Below are 12,930 nucleotides of genomic sequence, written 5' to 3'. Positions count from 1 at the left end.
CCTTGGTCTGGAATACGCAGCCGGATTTCATCTTCTACGCGACGGAAATCACCGGTCAGTACCGAGGCAAGCTGGTACACCTCGCGGATGCGCTCACGTTGCTGCTGTTCACTGAGCTCCTTAACGACCCCTGCTCTGAGGTCAGCGATTTCCCGTTCAAGTTCTGCTTTCTTGTGTTCCAGCAAAGTGACCCGCTCGTCAACATTCGGGCTGATCGCGACGGCAAGCTCCCGGACGGCTTCCTGCACAATTCTCAAGTGGGAGGCCGTGGTGCCTGAGGTTCGTTCATCAAGATTTCGGCAAAAGCGCAGCGCGGTTTCACTGGCATCTGTCTTGGTAAGACTGTCGTCCAACTCACGTAGCCAACCCGAGGCAATCCACTGATTCAGATAGGTATTCGCTGCAGTCTCAGTCTGCCAGAGACCTAGCTCCCGCAAACGATTTATTTCAGCATCGAGGCGGATGCGTGCTCGCCCGAAGGGGACTTCACTTTCTTCCGCAAACAAATCAGAGATGAAGGCGAGAATGTGGGGCGAATTATCCGCGCGCAGCAGCTTCCATGCCGCACTTTCGCCATGGAGTCGGTTGTATTTTGCCTGCAATCCCTGAAAGCTCATTGCGTATTCCTTTTAACTAAATGGCTGTCACCTCAGCCACCGAAGCCGCCACTTTGTAGTCCACATCCCCCAATGCCTCGAAATGCGCTTCGCCACAAAGAATCTTAAGATTCTCCTCCAGCCGGCGCTTGTCGCTGTCGTGGGTGGTTTTGGTCTCACGAATCAGATACACCTTGCGATCTTCCTCCAGCACCACGGCCCAATCCGGATTGTAGTCGCCTACCGGCGTGGGAATAGTGAACCAACGAGGTAACTTGCAGAAAAACTTAACGTTCTCCGCACCATCCAGAGCTTGTGCTGCCATTCGCTCGATGTGGGAATCGCATTCGATGTAATCATAAGGCGTTTGAACCTGATCGCCCTGGCTGCCATGTTGAACCTTATAGGATCGGTCCAGATAAGCTTCCAGCTCCGGCTCATTGAACAGCTCCATCTCGTAGTGGTCGCCGGCCAGTTTCTCGTAGCGGATGCCATCCACCAGCAGTTCATCCAGCGCTTTTTGGATTTGCCGCGCGGCCTCGGTGATAAACCCTTGCGGATTTGTTTTGAACTCACCCAACCGCATACAGTTCCGGATAATCGTCAAAAGCGTGCCCCGGGTCAGATGTGTGCGCTCCTGCAAGGCGCCAATCAAGTCAGGCAATACTTCATGGGAGCTGACGTAGCGCTCCTTGGTGGTGGAAATCTGGCGGTCACTGCCAAAACCGGCATCGGTCAGTTTGGCCTGGGTGTGATCAATGGTGAGCGTCACCGGCTTGACCACCGGCATGTTCTGGAGCTTGTGGCTGGCCAGGTCGATGAGTTGTTGGGTATCAAACCGGATGGAATACCGGGTTTTCTGGCTGATCTTGTCCCAAAGTGCCTTGAAGTCCGGGTTCAGCTCCACCCGCTTGTTGTAGGTAACGGCTGTGCGCTTGCGGGCATCCTGCACCCGGCCTGCAAACATAAAGCTGCGCAGGCGGTCGATGATTTCGTTTTCCAGCGGCTGGTATTCCTGAGGTACTTGTAGCTGGAAGTACATGTCGTCCGGCTGGAAACGGGCTGTGAGGTCACCTTTAGCATCCAGGTAGCCCTCCGCCTTCAAGGCCTGCCAAAGATGCCGGGACTTTTCCTGGCCCAGGGTTTCAGTGTCATTAATCGCCAGCGGTGCAAAGGCGATGGCGGGTACCCGGCCAAACTTAAAGCCACCGCCGATGTCCTTCTCCATTTCCGTTTGCAGATTCTTCGCGTATTCCTCAAAGGATTCACTGGCCACGACGGTAAGGCGATTGACCTGCGGGTCATATACGCGGTCGCCATTGGCATCCACAGATAAGCGCAGACCACGACCAAGAGTCTGGCGCCGCTCCTTTTCACTGCCAAACTCACGTAGCGTGCAGATCTGGAACACGTTGGGGTTATCCCAGCCCTCTTTTAGCGCCGAATGACTGAAGATAAAACGCAAGGGCTCGGCATCGTCCAACAGCCGCTCCTTGTCTTTCATGATCAGCTCGTACACTTCACCATCACTGACGGTGGTGCCGCTGGTGTCTTTCAGTTCCACCACCTTGCCGCGCTTCTTCACCTCGGCAAAATAGCCGTTGTGCACCTCCTCCACGTCCCGCCTGGGCAGGTCGCTGAACAGCGGGCTCGCAGCCAAATCCCGGTAGACTTCTTCAAACCAGCGGGCCAATTTGCCGTTCTGCCGGTTACCGTGTTCATCGTAGTAACGGTAATTAGCCACCTTGTCGATAAAGAACAGCGACAGCACCTTCACATCCAGGCCCTGCTTTTGCAGGTTACGCTCCTTCTTGAAGTGCTCTTCCACCGTCTGGCGGATCTGCTCTTTGAGTACATCGTCATGGATGCCGTCTTTCTCCTGCTCCGGCTCCAGAGTCGCGTTATTGGCAAAGCGCACATATTCCGCGCCGGGCTCCGCGTATATCTCATCCACCACATAGCCCTGATAACCGGGATGGTTGGTGTGGTCGGACAGGTCCGTGCCCTGCTTAAGCTTGACGGTCTTTTCCTTGGTGCCGTTAGGCGTATCTTCGAAAATCACCACCGAGGCAGACGGCGTCTTGGCTTTGCCGCTAAACCCGATCTGGCTCAGTTTCAGATAGGTCTGGTTAACATTGCTTTGAGACTGGATAGACGCCACCGAGATCTGCTTTACCAGCTTCATGTCATAGGCTTTCACCGGCCCTAACTGATACACCACGTTGTAGGGGTTACGGTGAGTAGCGGAATAGCGCAGGGCAAACAGCGGCTTCAGGTGATTCACCGCCCGGCGGGCCTTGGCAGTATTGTCCACGGATTGCGGCTCATCGATGATCAGCACCGGCCGCACATCCTGGATGAATTCAATGGGCTTGACGCCGGACATCCGGTCCTGCTCCCGGTGAATCACCGAAAGCTTCTTGATCTGCTCAGGCGTCAGGTTGTCATAATTGTCCATATCCCCGGCATCCCGCTGAAACGCCTGGATGTTGATCACCATAATCTGCAGGGTGTTAGCGGTAGCAAACTGGCGCACCTTGGACAGATCCTTGGCACTGTAGACGTAGTGATCAAAAGGCGCGTTGTTATACAGGCTGCGGAAATGCTCCTTCATCATGGCCAGGGACGACAGCACGCCTTCCCGGATAGCCACCGACGGCACCACAATAATGAACTTGCGCAGGCCCAGGCGCTTGTGCAGCTCGAAAATACTGCGCAGGTAGACGTAGGTTTTGCCGGTACCGGTTTCCATTTCCACCGAGAAATTGGGGAACGGGTAGTCGTCCCCCGCCTCGAACAGGTGCGGCGATTTCTCGATGAAATTCTGTTCCTGCACCCGCTGCAGGTTATCCAGCAGCTTGTCCGGGTCCAGCTCCAGAGTGTTGGCGATGCCTAGTTTGCGGTAGGGCTCGCCCGCAGTAGACAAGCCCTCGAACACCGACAGCGTGGATTCGATCGCGTCTAGCTGATAATCGAGATTGGGGTTGAACTTCAGTTTCAATGGGCAGCTCCGGCTTCCTCGGCTGGGTTCAGGTACTGCATCAGATCACCGCGGCGGAATGTGGCCGAAAGCTGTTGCAAGGATATGTCCCTTTCACCATACAAAGCCGTCAGCGCCTCGGAAATCTGATCCTGCGCGCGATGCTGGAACTCATCAAACTGGCGATGCAAGCGGTCCAGCAACGCCTGATAGCTCCGATGGTTGACCTCGGCCAGGGCAACACCTTCGGTTTCCAGCAGATAATCTCCCACCAGCATGGCCTTGTAGTGCGAGGCATAAGGCAGAAATACCGGGGGATTGGCCTGCTCCGGGCGCTTACGTTCGTTCTCTACCATTCGAAAGATAAGCGCAGCCAATATGGCCTGCGCGGAGTTCAGATGATCAAACACTTCCTCGTAGAGTTTTCCGAACAGCTCCTTGCGGCGGAATTTGGCCTGGAACGGCTTACGACGCCACACCGCCAACACAGCTTCAGCTACCACGGAACTGGTCAGCTCGTCACTCTTCACCGAAGTATCGTCCCGCTTCCGACGATAACTAAACCCCAGGTCCTTCATACCCAACTCCAACCGACGCTGCTGCTCGTCATTAGCGCGCAAATCTCTCAGATCCACCGGGTTCTGACTGTTAGTGGCGTAGGTAATGTCCTGCACGAATTCTTTATCGTCTTCCGCAAGTTCATATAACCGCAGCAGAACGTAGGTCTCCGAGAAATCCCGCAACAGGTCAGGGTCGTTGAGGGTCTGCTGGATGGTTTTGCAGGTTTGGCCACCATTGATGATCTGAATGCCTTCCAGCTTGAGCTGGTAATCCCGGCCCTGCAGGGCGTTGTGTCGGAACTTCCGGCAGATCATGGTGATGCCATTGTTGAAGAAGTAGAAATTCTTGCGCCGGCTATCGTCCACCAGAGTATCGTGAATGGCCGTGTTCACCCGGTTACGGTTCATACCCAGATAACGGCGGATGTTCCGCTCCAGCAACTGATCACCATGCCGATTGAATAGGTCGGCGATATCCTGAATCGCCACTTTGCCGATCAGCACCCGACGGTAGTTGAAGTCCTCAATCACGGCTTCGCCTCGCAGTGGCAAGGAATCGTCCACCGATTTCTGGTTCTGTAGTACCCGCACAATGTCGTTGTGGTTCAGGTGCACCCAGTTAACCTGAGAGGGAGAGAATCCCGCAGCTTCGATCAGTTTCTGGGCGCTATCGTTCCAGCGATCCCCGTTGTTGCAAAGCACCATCTTTACCACAGGGATATACCCGTCCCGAATCAGAGACCGCACCTCTTCTATACGAGGTTTCAGCCGGTCATTCATATCGAGCACTTTGGCTGGGTCAAACAGTGTGCCAATGGTCTGAATGGCTGCCTTCACGCCATTTTCTGGAAAATGAGCCACGCCACTCAGATCTTTGTGTTTGTATTTGCCTTGAAACAAAGTGACCTGAAATTCGCCATCTTCCACATCGCCCACGTAAAGCACATCCACGCCGGCATCGCCGCCACCCTCGGTGAGGTACTCTGCGGCCTCTTCCAGTGGAATGCCCAAAGCGGTGGCTGCACTGAGCAACACGAATGCGGCAGACTTTTTCTTCTGTGGATCGTTACCTGCTGGCAGCAGGTCGCTATTGGCGCTGACAATGCCGTCCAGTCTCTGATCGATGATGCTTGCGTTAATGTCCATGGGCGCTCCTGAGCCTGACGATGCGGTTCAAACCGTTTTGAAATCGATCTGATCGATTTTTTCCTTGCCCTGATTAAAGGCCTCAAAAGTTTTCACGGCGTTGGTTTTGAGCTGGTCGTTGCCGTGGAAGGCTTTGTCCAGGCAGATAAACTGGCCGGGGGCCTTGGCCAGCACAGCGTCGATCAGGGGCTGATCGATCTCGTCTTCCAGATGCATCAGCAGGGTGCCTTCGGCCACGGAGAACAATTTGTGGCCCGCCAGCGCAATCTGTTCAACTTTTTCCGTGGGCATCACACCGGCCTTGATCAGCAGTTCGTATAGCAGATCTTCCTGGCTGGCGTTGGGGTCGATGTGATCGACGTTGAGCTCCATTTGTTGGAGGAGTTCTTCATCAGAAACGTCTTTGGCAGGGGCCTGCCAGAGTTTGAAGTTGCTTTGGTTGAGTTTGAGGACTTTGAAGCCCCCAACACGACAGACACCGTCGCCAAGCTCCAACTGTCCCGCAGGTGCGCCGCCATTCAAGACCCTGCGCAGGCGCTCCTTACTCACAGACGCAATATTCATCGGCAAATGGTTGCTTTGACAGAATAGCCCTGCGGGCGAATCCAGATCTATCTTTTCGGGAAGCTGGACCAAGACATAATTAATGCTGACATTCCGCTCGAGAGAGTGCGCAACTACCGCATGTCCAGTTGTGGCAGAGCCAGCAAAAAAATCAAGAACAATGTCACCGTCGTCGACGGTCAATTGCAGCATCCTTCGAATTAGCCTTGTAGGCTTCGGGTTGTCAAAAATGTCACTTGATCCGAGTATTTTTTTGATTTCTTTAGCCGAACTCTGATTATCCCCGACTTCTGAATTGCTCCACCACGTCCACGCGTTAACACCCTCAGACTCGGACAAAAACTTCTTAAGTCGAGGTCGGGCGTTGCCATCCTTGCCGAACCATAAGCGATTGTCTGCATACAGCTCATCATATGTTTTCTTCGCCAAAGCCCAACACCTGCCGTCCGGTGGCGGATAAGACTTTCCTGATGGGGTAATGACTTCAAAAAATTGATCTTTAGTAGCGTGGCCAGTTTGGCCTGTCAGGTCGACCGATGCCCAAGGCCCTCGCGGATCATTATCACGGTTCTTGTATTCAGAACTGCGGGTGTGCGAAAGAGGAAGCTTCTTAAGCAACTGCTGGCCTAACTCACTTCTCACATAGACAAGCACGTAATCATGGGCCGCTCCGAGATTAAATCTTGAATCTGGAGACGTACGCTTCTGCCAAACGACAGAAGCAATAAAATTCTCCTCTCCAAAAATCTCATCACACATCCGCCGCAGGTTTTCCACCTCGTTGTCGTCGATGGAAATAAAGATCACCCCATCCTCCCGCAGCAGGTTGCGGGCCAGGTACAGGCGGGGGTACATCATATTCAGCCACTTGGTGTGGAAGCGGCCTTCGTTGGCGGTGTTGGTGGAGAAGGTGCGACCTTCGCTGTCTTTCAGGCCGGCGTATTGCAGGTAGGTGTCCAGGCTCTCGCTGAAGTTGTCCGGGTAGATGAATTCCTTGCCGGTGTTGTAGGGCGGGTCAATGTAGATCATCTTAACCTTGCCATAATAGCTCTTCTGCAGCAGTTTGAGCACTTCCAGGTTATCGCCTTCGATAAACAGGTTCTCGGTGGTGTCGAACTCCACCGACTCCTCCCGGCAGGGTTTGAGGGTGGCGGTGGTGGGCTGCTGGATCAGCCGCAGGCAGTCCCGCTTGCCGGGCCAGTCCATGCCGTAACGTTCCCGGCGACTGTCGAAGAGGTCGGTGAACTCACCCAGTTCCGCTTTCAGGCGCTCCAGATCAATGGTCACCTTCAGCTCCCCCTGGTCGTTGCGGGTTTCGGTGAAGATGCCCGGGAACAGTTGTGCAAGCTCCTTGCGGCGTTGCTCGGCAATGTCCAGAGACTGGCCGTTCATCTGGGTGTTTGGATTCGTCATACTGCTGATCATTCCTTTAACTCGGGAGACTGCCAGATCTTTCAAATCTGATTCGATTGGCGTTAGTCTCGGTAAGACTCTTTTTTCGCCGCATAGACGGTAAGCTGCAACTCCTCCCCGACCATCTTGTATTCAGGCCGCTTGCCGGATAGCTTTTCGGATTCGTTGAGAATCACCGGCACGCCCTCCCCCCGCTTGTCCATCATGCGGGAGCGGTTAATGGTGGGGTGCTCGTAGGGGCAGCGGGCCAGCAGGCTGGTAATGAGCTGATTGCGGGAAGCCTGCCGGGCCATGAGTTCGTCCACTTCCATGGTGTTGACCAGAGCTCCCGGTGAGCAGAATACCAGCCGATCGGCAAACATGTGCAGGCGAATGTGAGCGCCGTAAATGTCGTAATCTCGGTGGGCGACAGCGTTAACCAACGCTTCGAAGATGGCGGTCAGGCTGTATTGGGGGATGTCTTCCCGGCCCAGCAGTTTGCGGGCAGCCACGCGCTGGTTTTTCTCGACAAAGGCCAGGGCTCCGCTGATTTGTTGGTCCAGAGGGCCAGTAAAGTCCATAGCGTCAATTTGTTGGTCCGCATCGCGGTCGTCGCCCGCGTAACAGACGGACTGAATGTAGGCGTTGGGAAGCCAGTTGACCGGGCTCGGGGTGCCCAAAAGAACACCGGATACACTCAGTTTTTCATTCCCATCATCATCGTCCACCAGCATACGGAGCTTGCGAAGCTGGGTTCTTTCCGGCTGGCCTTCTTCGCGCAGGAACTTGCGGTAGAGGCTCGGGTCCAGATCTTCGTAACGGGTGCCGGGCACCGGGCGTTCGTCCAGCCAGATCAACCGGGACTGGCTGCGCTGCATCATCAGCCGTGCTAGATATTCCTGCTTCATCGGCTGTTTGGATTCGGCCACACGATGAAAATAGCGTCCGTTACTACTGTGGACGAACAGGCTCTTCTCGATATCCACGTGAAGCACGTTTTTCATGTCACCGTGTTCGTCAGGCAGTTCGAGCAACCGGGTAGCAATGGGTAGTGGCGGTTCTACGTTGTCGGTGGCGGCATCTTTTACCCGTTTCTGCACCGCCTCGAGCATATCGGTGGGAATGCCGGTGATTTCACGGGTTTTGTCGTCCACACCCAGAACCAGGTAGCCGCCTTTCTGGTTCGCAAAAGCGGCCATTTCGTCGGCCAAATCTTTCTGGTCCGGACCTTTGATTTTGCTGCCGCGGATTTCAACCCGCTTGAACTCATAGCCGGAATCTTCGCCCAGACGAATCTGGTACAACAGGTCTTTAACCAGTTTTTCTCTATCCATGATCTTCTCTGGCCTGTATCAGTGGGTGAGTGTCCAGCGGGCGGTAAACAGCTCTTTGATCTCGCACGTCAGTTCCAGCTTTTCGCTCACTTCGTCCAACAGGCGGTCTTCCTCGTGCTCAATGGCTTTTTTGGAGTGGTGGTATTCTGCCAGAGCGTCGTCCCGCTTGCGTTCCAGTTTGCGAAGCTCTTTTTTAGCCTGGATTTTTTCAGCCGTGGAGGCCAGTTGTCTCGCCTCTTTTTTGTAGGCGCGGATCTGCTCATCCAGCTCATCAACCGTGGCCATGAGCGCTTTACGGCGGTCCTGAGCCCAGCGTTCAAGCTTTTCGGACTCCTGTTCCAGGTAATTATCGAGCTCAGCTTCTGTTTCGGCCTCGGCTGCTTTTACAATCTGCGATTTCCAGTCTGCAAAGAGTTCCTCCGGAATCGAATCTGAAAGGGTCTCTGCGCGAGCGGGCACAGACATCAGATGGTCGGCGTTTTCTAATGTCAGCTTCTGGCCGTCATCCGTTTGAGCCAGAACCACCAAACGAGTGCTCTTTGTTTTTCCTTTATTGTAGGTAAACCGTATTTCAAACGCGGTGAGTACGCCAGACTGACCGATGTACTCTTTCAGCGCGGCATACTGGCCGTGGAGCTGACCGTAGTGGAACACCAAATGCGCAGGCTCCGGATCTCGGCTTTTGGCCCTGTGCACCAGATCCCAGGCCAGATAATGCTCAGTGGCCTGTAAACGGAAAAATTCGGAGTCGTTCTGCTCAGCCAGTGGCCAGCTCAGGTCATAGCGCTGATTGTTGAGGTAGAAATGGTTGGTGTTGAATCTGGCCTCCGGCAATTCCGCTCGGGCCAGATCCATGAGGACCTGTTCATATTCCTGCAGGAAGTCGTTGCTCTGATCCCGATGGGTTTTAAGCGCTGACACGACATCCCGGTCGAAATTGTTCAGCAGAGCTTCCCGTGCTGCTGTCTCCCGAGCGGCCAGGGTGTCTTCCAGGGATTTCTGAAGTTGGTCAAACTGGTACTCGATTTCCTGATCGGTACGGCAATTCTGATAAATTTCGTAGATGCGGCGTTCGATATCGATGCTACCCTCGATCGCTCCCAGCACCTCATCTGAAGCACCAAATACACCTTCAAACAGTTTGAGTTTTTCATCCAGAAGCTGAAACACCCGGCGATCCGCCGGGTTCTTGCGGTTTACGAAGTTAACCACCACCACATCATTCTTTTGCCCGTAACGGTGGACCCGGCCAATGCGCTGTTCAACCTTCTGGGGATTCCAGGGCAAGTCGTAGTTGATCAGCACGGAGCAGAATTGCAGGTTAATACCCTCACCGCCGGCCTCGGTAGAAATCAAAATATCAGCCTTGTCACTGCGGAACCGATCTACCAGTGCAGCTTTCATATCAGCGGGTTTCGAACCGCTGATACGTGCAGAACCTTTGTGTTCTTCCAGCCACGCCTGGTAAATGGCTTTGGAGCGAGCGTCGTTGTTGGAGCCGTTGAGTATGACGGTTCGCTCCGCGTAGCCACTGCTTTCCAGAAGATCATGAAGGTATCGTTGGGTCCGGCACGACTCAGTGAACACCACTGCTTTACGTTGCCCGCCGAGGCGTTCTGTCATGGTGAGGGCTTTTTCCAGCACCGTGAGCAGGGCTTGGCCCTTGGCGTTGCTGGTGATGCTCTGGGCCAGATTCCGAAATTCGGTGAGTTGGGCAATTTCCTGGCTCAATCTGCCCGAAGACCCGGAGGTCTCGTCATTGCTGGTTTCGCTGATGCCCTCCTCGTCCTCGCCGTTTTCGGACTCTGCCCAATCGTCTATTTCCTCGATATCAGAAAGAGCCTCCTCATCAAGCCGCTGCTGCTGTTCGAGACGCTCAATCATGCCTTTGAGCGTGTCGGCAACAGCGAAAGATGACGATGCCAGAATCTTACGCAAGCCCATGCTCACCAGATGGCGGGCACGGGGGTTAATCGCCTCGTTATCCGGTCGCTGCAAATAATGGGAAAGTTTTTGATACAACGCCCATTCTTCCGGCAACGGCGTGAAGTCTTGAGTAATGGAATAGCGGTTGGTGAAGTTGATACCGCCCTCTTCCTGAACCTGGCGCCGAAGGGTCCTGTGGCAAAGCGGACGAATACGGCGTTTGAGATCGTCCAGTGATTTCTGATCCCGCTGCCGGTTTACGTAGAGCGCTCGAAACGACTTTTCATCGCCGAAAAAATAAGGATCGATAACCTGACTCAGGCCATAGAGTTCCATCAGGTTATTCTGGATCGGTGTGGCTGATAGCAGGACACGGCTATCAGCGAATTCGGTGGCCTCCACCAGCGCTTTGGCCCGCTTGCTGCCATTGGCCTGATAGAGGTTCCGTAGTTTGTGGGCCTCATCGAAGACAACTAGGTTCCAGCTAACCAATCGCACATAGTCACGCTGTCGAGCCGCGTACTCATACGAGCAAATAACGATCTGCTCGTTTTGATCGAACGGATTGTTTTTTCCTTCTTTTTTCAGGCTTGCAGCAACTTTGCCATCAATGATCACCGACGGCAGCTCAAACTTGTCGCCGAGCTCCTGGCTCCACTGTTTTCGCAATGAGGCCGGCACAATCAAGAGGATGTTGCGTTTGTTCTCAGCCCATTTCTGTGCCATCACCAGGCTAGCTTCAATAGTTTTACCCAGGCCCACCTCGTCCGCCAGCAGCACACCCTGTTCCAAGGGAGATTTCAACGCGAAACAGGCAGCATCTATCTGGTGTGGGTTCATGTCCACACGGGCAGAGGCCATGGCCCGGGAGACCTGGTTTTCGATTTTGCCGGATTGGGTTAACCAGTGGGCAAAGTAGGTGCTCTGGTGAGGGGTGAACATCTCCGACTTTCCTTTAGAACAGACCGCCAATATAGTTCCCAGCATGCGGACTCTCAAGGATTATTACTATGCGATCAATACCTTGACCCGGCCATCTTACGGAATCTGTCGGAGATACACCTAGATTAGTTGCTTTACTGGCTAACGGGATCTGTTCACTGCCGAGTATTCTGATTGCAAAGGCAGCAAATCAAACACTCTGCTCTCATTATTGGGGTCCACAAGCTCCGTGGCGAACTTGTAAACCCGAGGCGTGGCGTAGAGCATTTTCAAAGCCTTGCCATGAGGCATCGCCATGTAACGCTCCGGCTCATTCTGCTCCAGCCATTTGCGAACCCTTGGAGCCATGTTATGGCCCATTTTCGGGAAGAAGTGGTGTTCGATGTGGTGGCTGAAGCGAAAGTGCAGCCGGTCCAGGATCGGGTTGCAGCGCAGGCTCATGGAGTTGTCGAGCGGGTTGTTGGTGGCGGTCTGGGGGCGCAGGAAGTGGTTGGTCAGGATGTATCCCTGCCCCAGGGCGTTGGCGGTCATGAACGGAATCAGTACGGTGAACACAGCGAGCGGGCCGGACACGACCGCCAGGGCCGTCCACAACGCCAGGCAAACAAACACCTGGGCAATCGCCAGCTTGCGGTTAAAGCCCTTGAACTGCTTGCGGTGCTTCGCCTGAATCCACAGCACCAATTGGGCATGGAAGGTGAAGGAGTAGGTCAGGAACAAGTAGCTGTACCAGGTGCCGGACCCCGGGGCCAGCTTGTGGAACTTCTTCTGGCCGGGGTTGGTCTTGTAGCGGCGTAGGGTGCCGAAGCTGTCCGGGTCGGTGTCACCGGTGTTGGTGTTGGCGTGGTGCACTACGTTGTGCCACTTCCGCCAGAACTCCGGCGGCACCAGCAAGGGCCCGAACCCCAGCCAGCCAAAGAAATTCTGCCACCGCCGGCTCATGCCCAGCGCACCGTGCAGCACCTCATGGGCCAGCAATGCCTGGCAACCAATGGTATGCCCCACCAGCAGCCCCAGCCCGAGGTTGGCATACCACGGCAAACCCGCCAGCAAAATAACCACCAACCCGGCCCAGATCACCGCCTGCAACGGCAGAAACCAGATCACCCGCCAGCTCTGCGATTGAAACGTATCAGCGGGCAGTTCCTTCTTCATCCTGTCCCGGAGTTCCCGTTCATCCGGTTTCCCAAACACGGCCGTCGCCGCTGCTCCCTGTTTCACTGCTGCGTTCATCGGTTACCTGTCCACGTTTACTGTTGATTGAAGTGACCATGCGCCAAATTTTCAGCGCACACTCGTTAGCTGAAAAATACAACAACAAACAAAATGAAACAACGGCGGAAGGCTTAACAAGTGACGAATACACAAAAATAAAGAACAGATGTGTTCTGAAAAGCAATCACTGATGTCCGGCGCTGCGGGTGACGAGCCCCTCCCAGGAATCTCTTTGGCCATGGATGGCCAAAGTGAAGCGCACAGGGATGATGGGA

7 protein-coding genes are annotated in these 12,930 nt (G+C 54.5%); all 7 read right to left on the bottom strand.

Features of this window, described 5'->3' with window-relative positions; all coding sequences use genetic code 11:
* On the bottom strand, positions 1 to 617 hold a 617-nt coding region (locus Q668_RS08900), incomplete at its 3' end, for a DUF3375 family protein (protein ID WP_022989263.1).
* A gap of 16 nt (positions 618 to 633) precedes the next feature.
* Positions 634 to 3,597: a DEAD/DEAH box helicase family protein gene (locus Q668_RS08895; RefSeq protein ID WP_022989262.1), complete on the bottom strand. Its 2,964-nt coding sequence runs from the start codon at positions 3,595 to 3,597 to the stop codon at positions 634 to 636.
* Entirely contained in the window at positions 3,594 to 5,282 is a 1,689-nt protein-coding gene (locus Q668_RS08890; protein ID WP_022989261.1) for an AIPR family protein, read from the bottom strand. Before Q668_RS08890 ends, Q668_RS08895 begins: the two co-directional genes overlap by 4 nt.
* A gap of 27 nt (positions 5,283 to 5,309) precedes the next feature.
* Positions 5,310 to 7,259, bottom strand: coding sequence for a site-specific DNA-methyltransferase (locus Q668_RS08885; protein WP_052009693.1), 1,950 nt, complete (start codon positions 7,257 to 7,259; stop codon positions 5,310 to 5,312).
* Between the two features lie 62 nt (positions 7,260 to 7,321).
* A complete protein-coding gene (locus tag Q668_RS08880; RefSeq protein WP_022989259.1) occupies positions 7,322 to 8,572 on the bottom strand; it encodes an ATP-binding protein in 1,251 nt (416 codons plus the stop codon).
* A gap of 18 nt (positions 8,573 to 8,590) precedes the next feature.
* Positions 8,591 to 11,485, bottom strand: a complete 2,895-nt coding sequence (locus tag Q668_RS08875) for an SNF2-related protein (protein WP_152521772.1) — start codon at positions 11,483 to 11,485, stop codon at positions 8,591 to 8,593.
* Between the two features lie 96 nt (positions 11,486 to 11,581).
* A complete protein-coding gene (locus tag Q668_RS08870) occupies positions 11,582 to 12,673 on the bottom strand; it encodes a fatty acid desaturase family protein (RefSeq protein WP_022989257.1) in 1,092 nt (363 codons plus the stop codon).
* Between the last annotated feature and the right edge of the window lie 257 nt (positions 12,674 to 12,930).

The sequence above is a fragment of the Marinobacter sp. ES-1 genome, from assembly GCF_000475255.1.
Taxonomy (GTDB): Bacteria; Pseudomonadota; Gammaproteobacteria; order Pseudomonadales; family Oleiphilaceae; genus Marinobacter; species Marinobacter vinifirmus.
The sequence above is the reverse complement of the archived record's forward strand: the minus strand, read 5'-3'. Positions and strand labels throughout refer to the sequence as shown.

Excerpts from the sequence above, each read along its gene's own strand:
- Q668_RS08875 (WP_152521772.1), bottom strand. The coding sequence starts at position 11,485 with ATGCTGGGAACTATATTGGCGGTCTGTTCTAAAGGAAAGTCGGAGATG.
- Q668_RS08870 (WP_022989257.1), bottom strand. The coding sequence starts at position 12,673 with ATGAACGCAGCAGTGAAACAGGGAGCAGCGGCGACGGCCGTGTTTGGG.
- Q668_RS08880 (WP_022989259.1), bottom strand. The coding sequence starts at position 8,572 with ATGGATAGAGAAAAACTGGTTAAAGACCTGTTGTACCAGATTCGTCTG.
- Q668_RS08890 (WP_022989261.1), bottom strand. The coding sequence starts at position 5,282 with ATGGACATTAACGCAAGCATCATCGATCAGAGACTGGACGGCATTGTC.
- Q668_RS08885 (WP_052009693.1), bottom strand. The coding sequence starts at position 7,259 with ATGACGAATCCAAACACCCAGATGAACGGCCAGTCTCTGGACATTGCC.